Source organism: Dactylosporangium sp. NBC_01737 (assembly GCF_035963215.1).
GTDB lineage: Bacteria > Actinomycetota > Actinomycetes > Mycobacteriales > Micromonosporaceae > Dactylosporangium.
This window is the reverse complement of sequence record NZ_CP109153.1, coordinates 1,383,071-1,401,079: the sequence shown is the minus strand read 5'-3', so window position 1 is coordinate 1,401,079 and position 18,009 is coordinate 1,383,071. Positions and strand designations below refer to the sequence as shown.

General features: G+C 69.9%; 1 protein-coding gene (running past one end of the window). It reads left to right on the top strand.

The genetic code is table 11. The features are described 5' to 3' along the window. Positions 1-18,009: the 3' portion of a zeta toxin family protein gene (locus tag OHA72_RS06165; protein ID WP_327006883.1), read on the top strand. 29,880 nt of this gene lie to the left of the window's left edge; the window shows 18,009 of its 47,889 coding nt (coding positions 29,881-47,889); its start codon lies beyond the left edge, outside the window; it ends in the stop codon at positions 18,007-18,009.

The following is an 18,009-nucleotide window of genomic DNA, read 5'->3' as shown; positions in this document are numbered from 1 at the left end:
TTGGCGCCCGCGCCGGAGGTGGCCGGGCTGCGGGTGGAGGAGACGCCGCTGGGCTGGCATGTGAGTGTGGACGGCACAGTGCCGCGTGACATCGCCCAGGCCGCCCCGGCCGGGCCCGGCGACTTCCGGGTGACGGTGGACCCGGTCGAGGTGGCGGCGGGCGAGATCGCCGATGAGCAGCTCGCGATGGTGTTCGCGGGTTTGACGCCGGCGGTCGCGCAGTTCACCAGTCTTGATCTGCGTCCATCGTCGGGCGTGATCACGAGACAGGGCATGGCCGGGTGGGCTGCGAGACTGAGCCGGTGGGCGGCGGCGCGCGGTGAGTCGGTGGCGTCGTACCACGTGAATGCGACGGCCGCGGCGACCGCGCCGCGGGCGTCGTTCGATGTGCTGCCCACCGAGTTCGAGGCGTTCGCGGTCGGGGCCAGCGGGAACCTGGTGACCCCGGTGCATCCGGAGGTCGCGGTCGAGTTCCGCGTCTCCTTGCCCGGCCGGCTCGAAAGCGACCCGAGCCCGGCGGGCGTGACGCCAAGTCTCGAAACCAACGGGTACGAGGACGGCGGTCGCCTGCTGCCCGGCACCGGGCGGTGGGCCGCCAAGCAGCTCGACCATGGGCTGCTGGTCTACCAGCCGCCGCTGCCCGACTCACCACCGGTGACATCGACTGAGCTCTCCGGCGTCACCCTGGCCGGCTCTGGCGGCACCACCGCTGGCCTGCCCCGGGACGCGGCCCGCATCTTCGTCATTACCGCGACATCGGACGCCGTGGTGGACCTGTCGGGTTGGTCGAAGGTCGGCGAGCGGCTCGGTGCCAACCCAGGGGGCAGCTACCAGTCGCCCGAGGGCGGGCGGTACTACGTCAAGGAGGTCGCCTCGCGGGAGGTCGCGACCAGACAACGGCTGGCGTCGTGGTTGTACAACCTCGCCGGTGTCAACGCGGCACCGGTCGGTCTCGGCCAAGGGGCGCCGGGCCTGTCCGGCGGGGTGCAGACGTACACGCGGTTCGTTCCTGGCGCGATGGCCACCGACCGGATGTGGGATGACGCGGTCTTCCGCGGCAAGGTTCGTGCCGGCTTCGCCGTTCACGCGTGGCTGCAGCGCAACACCGACGCCGCCGACATCGTCAGCGACGGGAATCGTGACCCGTGGTTGGTCGACCTGGGCGGGGCCCTGCACCATCTCGGCGACCGCTTCGGCGTCTCCGTTCCGGAGCTGGACTCGATGCGCGCCGCAGGCGGGCCGTTCGAAGGGATGAGTGACGCCGAGGTTCGCGCGTCGGCGAAGCTGTTGCAGTCGATCACGCCGGCGCAGATCGACGAGCTGGTGGCGGCGTCCGGGACCGATGCGGTGGTCGCGGGGCAGCTCATACAACGCCGGGCGATCATCCTCGGCTGGGCCGGTCTTGCCGGCGCCTGGGAGCCGGGTTCCGGGGCGGTGCTCGCCACACCGCCAGGCGATGCGCCGCTGGTCCTGGTCGATCGGTCGCGCTTCATCACACCGATGGCCGTTGATCTGGCGTTGGTGGGGCTGCCCGACTCCAGCGCATCGCCGCTTGTGGTGGAGGCCGAGCACCGCACCGCCGCTGACGTCGCGTCGGAGGTCGCGGCCGCGTCGGCGTTCGGACCCGGTCGACCCGTGGCGCTGACGACGACGAATGCCGGGGTGGGCGGGGTCGACGGCGCGTTCGCCGCGCAGGTGGCGCGCGAGTTGGCCGGCCTGACCGGCGGCATCGAGACCGTGGCCGGCGCGTTGGGGAAGGTGCTGCCTTCGGCTGGTGGTCGGCCGGTCGTCCAGCCGGTCGACGGGGCCGACACTCGTTTGTGGACGGCGTTCATCGCCTCCGGGCCGGATGCCGCCCACGTGATCGAGGTGTCGGAGGCACCCGATCTGACACCGGCCACCGCAGACTGGCTCTCGATCGAGCTGGCGCGAGCCCGCGTGCCTCAGCCGCCGAGTGGGCCGGACGACCTCACCGTGGCGGAGCGGCAGGCGTCGATCGGGTACGACCTGTTCGGCCTCCGGGGTCGGGAGCAGACGCCGGACTTCCTGGCCGGGATCGGCCTCGAGGCGTTGCAGCCGCAGCAGTTCGCGGCCTTCTTCGACGCGGTCGCCATGAGCAGTGCCCGCCCGTGGCGCCCCGCACCCTTGTCCATCGATGCGCTGGTCGCCGACCCGGGCGCCGTCACCGAGGCCACCCGCCCCGACCGGGCGTGGACGAAGCGTGAGGTGCCTGGCATCCGGTCGGCGAGCCTGCCCGACACGTTGACGTATCCCCATCAGGTGCACACGATCTGGGTCGGTGGACCCTTGGGCGGCCGCGGCAAGATGGGCGCCTTCCGTGAGTCGGTCACGACCTGGGCCCGCCGGGTCCGGGGCTGGGGTCGGGTGCTGCTGTGGACGGACGTGAGCCCCGAGGATATCGAGCTTGCTCGATCAAGCACGGCTCCAGCGCAGGGTACCGATCGCTGGGGCGACATCAGAGACATGGTGAGCTGGGCCGACCGCACCAATGTCCGGCTCATCAGCGTGCGCGAGCTGTTGCCGTTGATGGCTCCGGCGTGGTTGCGGGAGCTGTTCTGGTTCGAGCTGGCCAAGAATGACGGGCCCGCCTTCGCCGCGGCCAGTGACATCCTCCGCAAGGCGATCATGTGGGTGTTCGGTGGCATCTACACCGACGGCGACAACGTCTTCACGCACGAATTCGCCCACTACCTGCGGAAGGTCGCAGCATCCAAGCCGGGCTGGGCCGCGCAGGACTATAGCAACAGCACAGAACCCAGGGTCGGCAACGCTTTGTTGATCTTCCCGCCCCGGCACCCCGCCGCCGAGGCGGTGCTGCAGAGGCTGCGAAGCAACTACGCCATGTCGCAACGAGATCTGTACAAGTACGTGTGGGCCGATGTGGACGGCACGGCGACTCGGTATGCGGAGGCACTGACCGCGTCCTTCGCCCCACGCAACGCCGCACATCGATACGAGACCATCGTGCGAACCGGACCGGCCGTGCTCCGAGCGCTGAAGCCGATGCTGGGCCTGACCAGGCTGTCCGAGCTTCCCCTGGTGAAACTGAAGTCGCTCAGTGACCAGGGCTGGATCGGCGACCCGGGCCGCGGCGACGCGCGGCCGATACCGACCCGGCAACAGACCCTGCTCGTCGTCAAGCAGATCGTGAACACGTTGTTCGGGCAACTCCACAACCGCGAGGGCGACCTCTATCTGAACCTCGTCGACCCCGTGGTGCGCCGCCAGCCCGATCCGGCCGCCGTGTGGACCGCGGTGCTGCGTCACATCGCCGCGGATCGCGCATTTGCCGGCCGGATCGGCAGCGTGACCATGACCCGGCGCGAGGTCGGCGACACAGTCACCGACCACGTCCTCAACCTGCCGCCGGAAGCGGCCGCGTTGCTCAAGCTCAGCGGCGGCCACGGCCAATGGTGGCTGGGCGAACTCTCGCAACCCGCTCTCCTCACGCCGCTCCGGCCGGAGCCGCTGCCCCCCACGTCGCCGCCCTCGCCCACGGCAGCGCCATCGCCGCCGGCCCCGCAGGCTCCGTCCACCGCGCCTGCGCCCATCCCGCCTGCGTCCATGCCGCTGCCGGCCGTCCGAACCCTCGCGGCGCCGGGAGACGGGCCACCGGTCGACACTGCATCGGCGCCGAGGAACGCTGCGGCGCCCGAGGACCGGCTCCCAGCGACGTTGCGCGCCTGGCTGGGCCGCGTGACGGCCGGTCTGCCGAGCCAGCCGCTGGTGTTTGTCGATGGTGTGTTGCAGTCGGTGGTCTCGAGGCGGTTGGCCGACGGTCGGGTCAGCGCACCGGTGGAGCTGGCGGTGGGCGACGCCGGGCAGTTGTCGGGCTGGTTGATCCAGCCGGCCCGATCCGCCGCCGGTGGCCCGGTGCTGGTGCTCGTGTCGGCGGAGCGGTACGAGAGCCTGCGAACGGAAGGGCTGCCGGCCGGTGTGGATGGGGCGTTGCGGGTGGTCGTCGGTCCGGCGGAGTCTGGTGCCGGGTTTGCCGTGGGCGGGACCACTGTGGACGGATCTGGGTTGGCTGGTCTGCTCACGGCGGCGGGCAGCGGATACCGGCCGGGCCAGGCGGTCGACTTGGTCGTGGACGGGCCGCGCGTTGAGGACGCGGTGATCGCTGAGGTGGAGCGGGTGCTGTCCGCTCCGGTCACGCAGCAGACCCTGACCGCCCTGGGTAAGAGGCCCACTGTGGACACCGTCGGCACGTCTCGAAGCGCCGGGCCCAATGTGCGGGTGAACATGGCGCAGATGCCGTCGTGGGAGCTTGGGCGCTGGGTGGCGTGGGACGTCAACCCGGACACCGGTGTGCTGCAGCTGGGGATGTGGCTGTCGCGGTTGTCGGACGGGTTGGCCCGGCTTGACGCCACGGTGCTCGGCTCGATGGCGGGCGACGCGGTGCGGGCCTGGCGTGATGTGCGGGCTGCGGTTGATGAGTCGGTGGCGGCCGTGGCGGGGTCGGACCGGGTCGATGTGGCCGGGCTGCGTCAGTGGCATGGCCGGATGGACGGACTGTTCGATCGAGCCGAGCAGGTGTTGGGTGCGCTGGCCCGCTCGGGGGTGTCGGTGCCCGATGTGCGGAGCCTGCTCGGGCTCCCGGCGCCGTCCACGACCGACCCGGACGGCTCGGTGTTGTCCGACGGCTCGGTGTTCTCCGACACCTCGGCGGCGCCGAAGCCGGAGTGGCTCGGGCAGTTGCGGCTGGCGGAGGACGAGGTCGCGCGCTGGGCGCGCGAGGTTGGCTCGGTGGTGCGGTTCGACGCGCGCAGTCCGCTGGACGCCTTGGTCGAGGCGGCGGAGTGGATCTCCGGGTTGGCTCAGATCCTGCCGGTCCGGGTCCGGACCGCGATGGAGGGTGGGGCGCGGTTCGATCTGTTGGACCGGTCGGTGTGGGTGCCCGTGGGGCCGTGGCGCACCGCCTGGTCGGACCTGGTGCGCGGTCTGGTGGCAATCGAGGCGTCGGATCGCCTGGGGTTCGTGCCGGACGAGACGGAGTTGGCAGCGGCGGGCGATCGGGTGCTGGCGGCGGCGGGTTCAGGTGGTCCGACGGTGCCGTTGCGGTCGTTGCTGACGACGATCACGGTCGAGTCCTTTGTGGATGGTGCGCGGGTTCGGGGGGAGGTGCCGGGCTGGTTCACCCACGCCGACCACTTCACCGGGGTCGATCCGGAGTCCGTCGCGGTGGTCGGCCGGTATCGGCGGGATCCGTCGGGCCCGTGGCTGCCGGTGCTCGCCGGCGGGATGCCGGATGGGTCCGAGACGTCCAGCACGGATGGCGAGGGCCCGGAGGGTGAGCCATCAAGCTCAGCAGGGATGCAGGTCGACAACGTTGGGCAGTCGACGGCAGAATCCTCGGGTGGGAGGGCCGTCATTTCTCCAATTGAGAATTGGCATGTCCTTCTTGAGAACCCCGATTTCGACTGGCAAACCACCGGCCAGGTCGCTCGTGAGTTCTGGCGCTCGTGGGTATTTGTTCAGCGTGATGGTCAGCCGTGGATATGGCTTCGGCAGAGATCCCTGCTCGCATTGGAATCGGTCGAAGGGGTTGTTCCTGATGTCGGGCCGCCCGGCGTGGTGCCGGATGGGGCGCCGGTGCTGGTCGTCGGTGTGCGGCGGCCCGATCGCCTGACCCCGGATGGCGTGTTGTGGGGCGTCTTCGACACATTCGGCGGTGCCCGGTGGGCGCCTGAGGTCTTCGTGGTGGTCCACGGCTATGGACAGCTGGACTCGACGGTGGTGGCCGTGTACCGGCACGGTGACGGCCTGTGGCTGAGGGAACCCGACGCATTGTTGGGCCCGGACGTGGTCAGTGCCGCGGCCGCCGTGGATTGGTCGCGGGCCGGTATCGACGGCTGGCGAAGGTTGGCCGGGGTCTTGGAGACTGCCGCGTCGGCGGTCGGCACGCGGGAACAGCCGGGTCCGGCGGTGCAGCAGTGGCATGCCGGGCTGGCGGGGCTGGAGGGGACTGCTCCGGACGCGTGGTTGGCGGACGTCCGTGCGCGGGTCGGGCAGTTGGAGGAGTTGGGGCGGCGGTTGGCCGAGGTGCGCCGCGCGCTGCGGCTGGGCGCGCTGGTGCGGTGGGCCAGCGAAGAGCCGGCGCGGCACCTGGTGACGGTGATGAGTCTCGGCCGGCCGACCGACGAGCGGCAGGCGGAGATCCGGGCGGCGCTCGATGGGTTGGGGCTGTGGCCGCACGGCATGCTGGTGCCTGATTCGGTCGTGAACCTCTTGACGACGGTGACGTTGGTTGATTTCGCTCTGCATGTGAATCTGGCTGATCCCGCCGGGATCATGCGCCTTTCGGGTCGGAGCTTTTCCGATGATCGGGCCGAATGGTTGCCAGGTATCGATTTCATGATGTTGGAGGATGAGAACTTTTCGGCGTACTGGCCGAGCAGTTCGGTGGGTGCGCTGTTCGGGATGGTCGTTGACGGAGCGGACCCGCGTGCGTTGCGGCGTGCTCTGGGCGAGGCCGCGCCACCGGTGGGTCTGCGGCCCGAGATGGATTCGAGGACGGCGGCGGAGGTGTCCGCCGCGGCGAGCGCGTTCCTGATCGGGCGGCATGCGATCGAGGATCAGATCGCCGCTCGACGCGACGATCGGCCCTGGGCTGTTGAGTCCGGTTCCGGTCGTGAGACCGATGGGTGGGAGTACGCGACCGGGCAGGTCGCATTGGCCGCTGGGGTGCAGGCGGCCCCGGGGCTGCCTCGGTGGTTGGAGCTGGGCGGGGCGCTCGGAGTGGGCGCGCTGTGCTTGACGGACACCTTGGCTCAGCTGTTGGCTCGGGCGAGACCTGGCCATTATCCGTTCCTGGAATCCGCGACGCAGCGCGCCGTGAACCTCCTGAATGTGGCCGAGAGCATGCTCGGCGCGGATCACCCGTTGATCATTCAGTTGCGATCCGGGCAGGGCGGCGAGATCTACGAGCCCGGATTCCTGGACGTGTTCCTGGCCAACTTCGGGGTCCGGGTTCAGGTCATCGAGTTCCGGCGTGGGCAGTGGATCCCGCATCAGGTCCAGGGTGAGAGCGGACCGCTGTTGCTGGTGGCGTACTCGCCCGGCCACTGGTCGCCGTTGTTCGTGACGGATGCGAGCGTTCGCACGTTGCTCGGCTGGCAAGCTCCGGCCACACGCGCTGGCGACAGTGCGGTGGACGAGCTGGCGGCTGGTTGGGCGGCGGTGATCCATGGGCCGGGCCGGCAGGCGCACGGAGATCGGACGGATCGACTGAGCAATGCGGAGCAACGGTTGCGGCGACTCCCGGCCGAGCGGCAGGGCGAGTTGGCCCGGTTGGAAGCGGAGCTGGCCGAACGTGCGCAGCACTACATGACCTTGGTCAGTTCGTTGCGCGTACCCATGGGGCCGGAGGCGCAGGCTCACCGTCCGAACGCCCGGGCAGTGGCCGAGCAGTACTTCCGTGCGTTGCCTCCGGAGTCGCGACCGCGGGTTGCCGCCCAAATCCAGCAGCTCGCCGAAGCGGCGGCCGCGTTGGAGGCCAGCCTGGCCACGCTGGAAGACGAAGTGCCCGCCGAAAGTGTCGAGCCGGTGACGTCGGACATTGAGCCGGTGACGCCGGGCACCGAGCCGGTGTCGGCGCAGCGGGGCCGGGGTATCGGGGCGCTGCTGGATCCGGTGCCATGGACTTCCCTCGACTTCTTTGATTTTCGCGTGCCTGGCGTCGGTTTCGGTGCTCTGGAGGACTTGGCGACGAATTCGGACGGCCTGTTGCAGGTCGATGACATCACGATCCGATTGCCGGATTGGGTGCAGCAGCGGGAGGGGTTGAGTCTGTACCTGTCTCGTTCGGAGATCGGTCAGTTCATGGTGATCCTTCCGGAGACGGCTGAGCCGGTGGTTGGCGGGACGCTTCCGCCGTTGCCGGACTCGGCCCGTCGGTTCACTGCCGAGGCCTGGCTGCGGAGGTTCGCCAGGGTCGACGTGAACGATGTCGGTCCGGGTGCGCGGCAGGAGCAGGTCGCGGTCGGGCGCGGGGGCGCAGTGGTGACGCCGGTCGGCAACGTCATCCGAGTTGGCGGTCGTCTTGCCGGGTCGGTGGTGTGGGTGCGGTGGCACGAGGAATTCAACCGGGTGGCGGTCATCGCGACGAACGGTGAGGTGTTGGCGGTCGAGAGCTTCTCTCGTGTGGAGAGTGGGCCGTGGCCGGTGCACCCCCGGTATCGGGTGCGGACGGTCACCGGCGCGACGATCGGGTTCGCGGGGGAGCGTGGCAGGCGGATCTTCGTAGGAGTCCACCACCGCGAAGTGTTGGTCGAGTCCCGGGATGACGGTCAGGTACGGGTCACCAATGCTCTCGGCCATTTGATCGTGTTGCGGCTTCGGGACAGGTTGATGGCTGGGCTGCCATTGCTCGACGACGAGGAGGCGCCGATCGTGGGGGAGGACGTCGTGGCGCGGGGGGAGAGCGTCACGGTTGACGAGGACGGGTACGCGGGTACCCCGGATGGTCGGGTGTTGGTTGGGGCGTTCTATCACGGCCGTTCGGTGCTGACGGTGCTGGAGGGTGGGCACCGGATCGTGCTCGATCCGTTGGCCGGTGGGCTGGTGCTGGCCGTACTGGTCGTGGCGCAGGCCGTGGGCGCGAGCCGGGCCGCCGACGAGACGACGTCAGGCACCACCGAGCAGGAGAGGCGGGTGATCGATCCGGTGGGATGGGCGGCACCGTCACCGTCACCGTCACCGCCGTTGCCGATGCCTGTCCGGACTTATAGGAGGCTTGTCCCAGGTGGGTTCCGGACGATCACCGATCACGACCGGACCGGCGCAAGGCTTTACGACCAGACCGGCGTCGATATGCGCGACGAGGTCGCGACACCGCACCCTCCGGATGAGCCGCTGGACGTGGAGGGCATCGGCATCGACCTGATTGAAACCGTGGTGACCCAGGCGGACGGTCGGTTCGTGCTGGATGGCGTCGTCATGTTGCCGCCGGATGACGCGTGGTCGGGGCCGGGGATCGCGCTGACCGTGTCTCGTTGGGATCGGAGCGGTTGGTTCGTCGTGACCCGGGCGGAGACGGCGCAGCCCGTGATGGGCGGAACGATGCGCCCGAGGCGTCGCTCCGACCGTTGGCGCGGCGCGATGCAAGCGCTCGGACTGATGCCTGACGAGGACTGGTTGCGGGCTGGGCAGACGATCGACGTGAACGTCGTTCCTCCGGGCGTGGAACAGCGACCGGTCACTGTCGACGGCACTGGGTTGGTCGAGTGGCGTGGTCATGCCATCCAGGTGCCGAGCGGGGAGCCCGCGGTGTATCTGCGGTGGCACGAGGAACTGGGTCGGGTCGCGATCATCGACCCGGCGGGAACCGTGGTCCAGGTTCAGGATTTCCACCGGCTGGTGCCCGGGCCGTGGCTGGTGCATCCGTGGTACGGGGTCCGGGTCGCGCGGGGCAGGACGATCACCGCCGCCGTGGCGCCGGACTTCCAGATCCACGTACCGGCTCCGGTGGGCGAGCTGGTCTTTGTGGAGACCGGGGTTGAATCCTGGGTACGGGTAGTCGACAGGAGCGGGCGGGAGCTCGTGTCGCGGCGGCGTGACGGGGTGCTCCTCGAGCAGCGACGGCGGGCCGGCGAGGTGGCACCGATGGTGGGGCTGGAGGCCATCGAGCAGGATGTCACCCTGGTCGTCGATCAGGACGGCTATGTGGACACCCCTGAGGGCCGGGTTCTGATTGGCGCGTTGTACAGCGGGCGGGAAGTTCAGGCGATGTATGAGGGTGCTCGTCTGGTCGTCTTTAATCAATTCCATGGACTGATCTTGGCGGAGCTTGATGCGGGGTCGGCCATCTCGCGTGAAGTCGTGAACGTCCCGGACCTCGGCATCGGGGAATTGGAGGCAGTGCTGACCGGTCCGGATGGTGGGTTGTCCATTGATGGTGTGGAGGTGTCCTTGCCGCCGGGGACGGCGTTGGGCGAGGGGCTGAGTCTGAATCTGTCTCGTACGGATAACGGGTGGTTCGTGGCGACCCATCCGGAGACGGCCGCGCCGGTGGTTTCGGGACGTCTACCGGTGCCGGAAATCAATGCAGACAATGAGATTGGGCTGATGGTTGACCTGGACGAGTATGTTCCGGGCGAGGAGCAGGAACGGGTAAGGGCCGACAGCTCGGGCGTCCTCAGATGGCGCGACGGTCATCTCCGGATTCCCGATCTGGCCAATGAAGAAGTATGGGTGCGGTGGATGGTTGATGCCCGTGCGGCTATGGTCCTTGACACTGACGGAGTGGTTCTCGACATTCGTCGATTCTCCGTCTTCTCTGAGTTCCCGATGTTCTTGCATCAGTGGTATCGGGTGCCGGTGGCGTCGGGGGGGACGATCGGGTTCGCGGAAGCGTCCGGTGTGCGGATCTTCGCTCGGATTCCGGCGGGTGAGGTGTTCATTGAGTCTCGGCTCGATGGCTTGGTGCGGGTGGTCGATGTGGATGGTGGGCTCCTGGCGTTGCGGCGTCGGGATCGGTTGTTGAGTGGGGAGCCGCTGCTGGGTGAGGAGGTGGCGCTGACCGTGGCGTCGCAGGATGTGGGCCGGGGTGTGGACGTCGAGGTCGACTCCGCGGGTTACGTCGATACACCTGACGGTCGGGTATTGGTCGGTGCGGTCTATCACGGCCGTCCGGGTCGGGTCCGGATGCTGAATGACGAAGGCGTCCGGGTGTTGTTCGACCCGGAGGCGAGCGGGTTGGTGTTGGCCCAGCTCGTCACGAGCCGGGGTGTCGACATCCGTGCCGCGTCATCGGATGGGCGGGATGACCCGGCCACCTGGCCGGAGCTTGATCGGTTCGTGGATGTTGGTGAGATCGGTATCGGTGATGTGGAGGTTCTGCCGACGGGTCCGGATGGTCTGTTCTACGTCGATGACGACACGAGCCGGTTGCCGGACTGGGTGCGGCGGCGGGAGGGGTTGAGTCTGCACCTGTATCGGGTGCCGGTGGCCACCGGCGGGACGATCGCGTTCGCGGGGGATCGTCGTGTGCGGATCTTCCTGGGTCGTGTGGGTGAGGTGTTCGTCGAGTCCGGGCATGAAGGTTGGGTACGGGTCGTCGATGTCAATGGCCAGCTGGTGGTGTTGCGGCGTCGCGACAGGTTGGTCGCTGGGAGGCGGCTGCTGGGCTCCGAGGTGGCGCCGACAGTGGGCCCGGACCTGGTGGGGCGGGCGGAGCGCGTCGAGGTTGATGCGGATGGGTATGCGGATACCCCGGATGGTCGGGTGTCGGTCGGGGCGTTCTATCACGACCGTCCGGTCCTGATGGTGCGTGACGGTGATCGCCGGATCGTGTTCGATCCGGAGGCTGGCGGGCTGGTGCTGGCCGAACTGGTCACGAACCCGGCCGGCGTCACGAACCAGGCTGATGTCACCGGCCCGGGTGATGTCGAGGACGCGGCTGGCGTCTCTGACCCGGCCGGTGTGGCGAGTCCGGGTGGCCGGTCACTCGATGGGACTGGTGGTGGCGAGACCCCGCGAGTGTCGCTGGCCGCGCTGGCCACCGCGGGGTTGCGGATGCCGGCCGAGTACGAGGGATTGCCGTTCGGTCACTGGTCTTGGGCGCGGGTGGCGCCCGGGGGGACGGTCGAACTCGCGAGGGCGCCTGGTGTCCGGATGTTCGTGGGGGCCGAGACGCTGGAGGCCTTCGTCCAGGACAACAACGGCTGGGTCCGGGTCGTGAACAGAGTGGAAGAGCTGGTATTGCGGCGTCGCGACAGGCTGGTCGCTGGGGAGTCGTTGCTGGGCGACGAGGTGGCGCCGACGGTGGGGGCGGACGCTGTGGCGCGGGGGGAGAGCGTCACGGTTGACGAGGACGGGTATGCGGATACCCCGGATGGTCGAGTGTTGGTCGGGGCGTTCTATCACGGCCGTCCGGTGCTGATGTTGCGTGAGAACGGCCGTCTGGTGGTGTTCGATCCGCGGGCTGGTGGGCTGGTGCTGGCGGAACTGGTCGCGACCCAGGCCGTTGTCACGAGTCAGGCCGAGGACGCGGCTGGCGTCTCCGACCCGGCCGGTGTGGCGAGTCCGGCCGGTGGTGCTGCCACGCGGTCGGGGGTTGATGCTCATGGTTATAGGTTCACGGTGTTCCCGGGTGGTGTGGCGGCGTTTGAGGCCGAGGGGGTGGTGGCGGATTCGTTGGTGGGGTTGGCGGTGCCGGGTGTGTTCACGGTGGTGGTGGATCTGAACGCGGGTGGTCTGCCGGTGTTGTCGCGGCGGGGCCGGAGTATCGCGGCGGTGCTGGATCCGGTGTTGGCGCTCGTGTCGCGGCATGTGCCGGCCGAGGCAGGTGGGTTGCCGGTGCGGGTGGTGTCGCGGCAGGGCAGCGTGACCAGGCCGCTGCGGGCATTGACCGAACAGGTCAATCAGCAATTGGGGACGGCGGTTCCGTCGAGTGGGACTGAGCTGGGGTTGCGTGGTGGCGAGTTGTCGCGGTTCGACCTGGACTCGGCGGATCTCTGGTCCAATGACGGCTCGGACGTGTCTGATGCGGACGATGTGGTCTCCTCGGAGACGGTCTCGGTCTACGCACCGGCCCGGCACGTCGGCGACCTGGGTGTGCGTGAGGTGCCGGTGCCTCGGGCCGTCGGCATCGAGCCGCGGGTCGTCGAGCTGGACGAGTCGGTGCCCGCTGACGCGCAGCCTTCGCTGGTGCCGGTTCCGCAGTGGCTGGAGTCGTTGCGGTTGGGGGATGTGGAGGTGGCGCGGTGGGCGCGTCGGGTTGGTTCGGTGGTGCGGTTTGGTGCGGTGAGTCCGTTGGATGCGTTGGTTGAGGCGGCGGAGTGGATCGCTGGGTTGGCTGGGATGCCGCCGGTGCGGGTGCGTACTGCGTTGGAGGGTGGGGCGCGGTTCGATGTGGGGGATCGGTCGGTGTGGGTGCCGGTGGGGTCGTGGCGGGACGCGTGGTCGGATCTGATGCGGGGTTTGGTGGCGGCTGAGGCGTCGTACCGGTTCGGGGTTGTGCCGGAGGCGGCGGAGTTGGGGGTGGCGGCGGATCGGGTGCTGGAGGTGGCGTCGTCGGGTGAGCCGGGGGTGTCGTTGCGGTCGTTGTTGGCCTCGTTGCCGGATGAGTCTGATGTGGACGGGGTTCGGGGTGGGGTCCCGGGTTGGTTCAGCGATGCGGAGCATTTCACGCAGGTCGACCCGGATTCGGTCGCGGTGGTGGGCCGCTATTGGCGGGACTCGTCGGGTCAGTGGCGACCGGTCCTGGCCGGTGGGGTGCCTGGTGTGCGGGGGCTGTTGTCGATGGCGGCGGCGGTGGGTTTCCTCGGTCAGCTGGTTCCGTTGGCGGGTATGTCGGAGGCGTCTACGGCGGTGGCCGGGCCGCGGGTGGTGGCGAACTATCTGGCGCAGTTCGATCCGGCTCGGCCGGATCGGTATGTGTCGCCAGTGCATGTGGTCGGCGCGGCCACCGATGTGGTGGTGGGTCCGGCCCGGTTGGCTGGTGATGGGCGTGGTCTGCTGATCAGTGCCGCGGATCCGGAGCAGCCGGCCTACCGGCAGATGTGGTCGGACCTGGCCACGCTGCAGCGTGAGGGCACGCGGGTGCTGGTCAAGCTGGAGGGTTTCCGCACGTTCCGCCGGCTGGATCGGGACTTCGAGCAGTTCTATCCGATGGTGGAGGATCTGGTCCGCCGGCACGGGTTGGACGGGGTCGATCTCGACGCCGGCCCGCAGACGCCGGTCGCCGTGGTAGAGCGGTTGATCCGGGCGTTGCGGGCATCGTTCGGGGACGAGTTCGTGGTGAGCGTGTCGTTCTCGTCGAGCGAGTTGGACGCGCCGGATCGGGCGGGGATGGACGTGACCCGGCTGGTGGCCACCACCGGGCAGGCGATCTCGTGGTTGACGATGAGGCTGACGCCGCAGGACCGGCAGCGGTCCCTGGCGGAGGTCTACCAGACGCGCCTGCGCCAGGCGGGCGTAACGCCGGATCGGCTGGTGCTCGATGTCGCCACCAGCGACCCCGCCGCCACGGTCGCGGGCGCGCCGGCGCGGGTGCCGCTGGCCGAATTGGCGGAGCAGGTCGCCCAGTTGCGCAGCGCCTTCCCAGACCTGGGGGGCGTGGCCGGCACCGACTACGCGCTCGCGCTCCACGACCCGACCATGTTGGAGCTGCTCGGCGAGATGCCGTCGTGGATCTGGTTCCGCCGGGTGCACGCCATGCTGAACCCGTCGCGCATGCTGGCCCTTGAGGTACCCGTGCCGTTCGGACACACGACCGCGCCCTTCAGCGGTCGGGCCAGCGCGTTTCTCCGGGCGACGACCGGTCTCCTCGCGATGGAGTACCCCGACGGCAGCATCGCCACCGGTTCGGCGGTGGTCGTCGACAGCCCGTCAGGGGACCTGGCGTTGACCGCCGCGCACAACATCTACGACCCCGAGCACGGCGGGTACGCGAGAAGCGTGTTCTTCTCGCCCGGCCACACGCCGGACAGCACTCCGTTCGGCATTTGGCAGGCGCACACCTGGGAGATGGTGGACGGCTACACGAGTTTCTCCCCGCTGGACGTCGCCGTGGTGCTGCTGCGCCCGCAGCAGGGCCGGCACATCCAGCACGTGGTTGGTGGCGGGCAGGGCGTCGACTTCGCCGATCGCGGCCGACCGGGTCGGGAGATCCACGCGTTGGGCTACCCGGCAGGGGAGGCCCGGACCGTGGAGGGCACCCTCTACCGGGGTTCCACCGACGTACTGTGGATCGGCAGCAGCCGCATGGTGCTTCCGGGCGACGTCAAGGAAGCGGGCGCCGGCGCCATCGAGCCCGCCACGCCGGTCTTCCTCACGTCCGGCTTCAGCGGCGGGCCGTGGCTGGCCGACGTCGACCTGCACACCGGCCGGGGCCGGATCATCACGGTAACCTCCGCAAACGTCCCCGGAGCTTTGCCCAGGGACGGCCAGCCATGGCAACGTCCGCACTCGCTCGGTGCCTACTTCGGTGAGCCGGCGCGGCGGTTGTATGAGCGGTACGCCAACGTGTCGGAGCCGCCGGAGCCGGTGGTGATCGCTAATCGGGGCGGGCAGGATGCCACGGCGACGGTCACCACGGACGACGGTGTGCAGCGAGGCAGCGCGGTTGTGCCGGCCTGGCAGACGGTCACGCTGCAGGCCCAGTTGGAGGGCTGGCACAACCTGACCGTGGCCGGCCAGGTCGCGGGCCGCGACGTTGGCGCGGTGCCGGCGAACGCGTCCGATCTGGCCCAGCTGACGTTCGAGCTCACCGGGCGGGCGTTCTTCGGGTTCGAGTTCCGGGCGGTTGATTCGGCCGGTGTTCCGATTCCGGATCAGCGAGGCGATGGGTTCTGGTTGTGGAGCGCGGGTGGGGTAACCCTGCTGGCCATGGTGGGGGCTGGGGTAGCGGTGTGGCAGCGTGCTCGGCCCGCCCCGGCTCAGGTGGAGCCGGCCGGCGCGGCGCCGGTTGAGGGGGCCCGGGCTGATGCTGAACCGGCAGGGGATCCGGCAGGCGATCCGGCTGGGCCTGAGTCCGCCCAGGTGGATGTGCATGACGTCGTGGTCGAGGTTGGTGACGACGGGGTGCCGGTGCTGCCGGGCCGCGAGGGTGCCGGCTCCATCCCCGATGATGGGCAGGCGTTGGCCGAGCATGTCGCGCGGCACCGGCCGGCCGGCTGGACCGGGGTGGCGGTGCGGTTCCTGATCGATCGGGCCGTGCCGGATGCCGCAGTGGCTCGATTCCGAGAAATCAGTGAAGTGGCGGCCCAGCGCCTGGCCCAGTGGGGCCAGCTGGTGCCGGGTGCGCGTCTGGTCGAGTCGCCGCAGGCGCAGGCGCAGGCGCAGGCCGGGTCGGCTGAGGCGGGGCCGGTGGTGCGGTCGGGAGTTGACGGTCGTGGTTACGGCTACACGCTCTTCCCTGGTGGGGTGGCCGCGTATCAGGTCGACGGGGTGGCGGCCACCGCGTTGACAGCACGGGCCGAGCCGGGCGTGTTCACGGTGGTCGTGGGTCTGAACGCGGGTGGTCGACCGGTGTTGTCGCGACGGGGCGAGGAGATCGACGCGACGCCGGACGCGGTGCGGGCGTTCGTGCTGCGGCATGCTTCGGCGGCGGGTGGGTCGCGGGTTCGGGTGGTGTCGTCCGAGGGCACCGGGTCCCGGCTGCTGGACCAGTTGACGGAGCGGATCAACCAGCAGCTGGAGGCGACGGTTGGTCGGTCGCCGGGGGTGGCGGCGCGCGGCGTCGTTCTTTCGCTGTCGCCGGTCGCCCGGGCGGCGGTGGCTCGGTTGACGGCGTCGGGCGAGTTCGCCGGGTGGTCGGTGGGTCGGATCGAGGATTCGCCGCTGGTGTTCGGCCGGCGCAACCCTGCCTTGCCGCTGCCCGGTCTGGTGTCGCCAAACGGGTTGCAGGGGCGGTCGCTGGATCCGCAGACGGGCGCGGTGACCGGTAGCTGGCGCCGGACCAGCCAGGGGGAGTCGTGGCTGGTCCGGCAGCTGGGCGGGGCCAGTTCGTCGTCCGATGTGGACGTCCCCGGTCGGCTCTCGGTGGATTCCGGGCCTGTTGGCCTGCGGGGCGGGGCCAGCGCACCGTTCGATGTGGACAGGCCCGGGGCGTTCGGGGGCCTGTGGTCGCACGACCCCGACGTGATGCGGTGGGCGTGGCGGATCGCCCGTGCGGTGCGGCCCGACGCGTCGGGCCGGTCGGCGGCGTTGGTGGAGACGGCGGAGTGGGTCGCGGGCCTACTGCACATTCCGCCGGTGCCGGTGGTGCCGGCCGCCGATGGGGTCGGTGGGTTCGATGTGGCGAGCGGCTCGGTGCGGGTGGCGAATGGCCCGACGTGGCGGGGTCTGTGGGTGTCGTTGATGGTCGGGATGGCGCAGGCGGAGGGGCGGTATCGCGATCGGCATGTGGATGGTGAGCAGCTGCGGGCGCAGCTCGAGGCCGTGGTGGCGGAGGAGGGTGTCGAACCGGCGGTGTCGTTGGTGTCGTTGCTGGCCACGATCGAGTCCGAAAGGGACGGAGCCCAGGTTCGGCGGGAGGTGCCGGGCTGGTTCACGGATCGGGGCCGGTTCCGGCAGGTCGATCCCGACCGGATCGTGAAACTCGGCGAGCACGCGCGTCGTGCCGCGGCGGGCCAGTGGCGACCGGTCGGGCTGCGCGGAGGGCTCATCGGCGACGAGGCCGAGGTGTCGGGCGCCGCCATGGCCCGTGATCAGCAGTTGCCCCCCGCCGACGCCACGCTGGCGCACCTACCTGGCCGTGCGTCCGACGGCAATGGCAACGGCATTGGCGATGGTGCGGCACCGGTCGTGACGACGGCGAGCATCGCTGTGCCGGATGCCGAGGTACCGGTGCCGGTGACGCCCATGACGGAGATGGAGTTCCGGCGGGCGGCCGAGGCGGTGCGCCGGCGGCTGTCGGATGGTGACGATCCGGTGCCCACGCAGCCGGCCGGTGCGTTCGCCGCGCTGCCCGGCGCGGAGAAGCATGCGGTGCGGATGCGGGTGCTGTTCGGACCGGAATCCGGGGGCCGTGAGGGGGACGGGACCGTGCTGGATCCGGACACCGGAGCTCGGGTGCTGGAGCTCACCGTGGCCGACACGCCGGAGTCGTGGGCCCGGATGGTCCGGTCCCTGCGCGTGGTCCGCGCGGCGGGGCTGATCGCCCGTGGCGTCGACATCGTTGTCTCATTGATCGCCCGGAACCCACCGAACGGCGGGGACGACCTCGACGAGCGGATCCGTCGCCGTTGGCGGGAACTGCACGCGCGGCTGGTGGAGGCTTTCCCCTCGGCCGCATCGGGCGAATTCTGGCCGGCCGGAGCGGAACTGATCATTCCTGGGCTGACCACGCAGACCTCGGCCGGTGTGCTGCAGGCGCAGGCGAAGCTCGCTCTCGCCCTGGTGCTGGCGACGAAGCGGGGTGAACCCACCGGCACGGGTGAGGCGGGCCCGATCGGTCTCATCGCGGAGCTGTTCAGTTCGGACGCCGACCGGACCCAGGCCGCGGAGCTTTACCATGCCCTCGCCGCCGCGGCGACCAAGTAA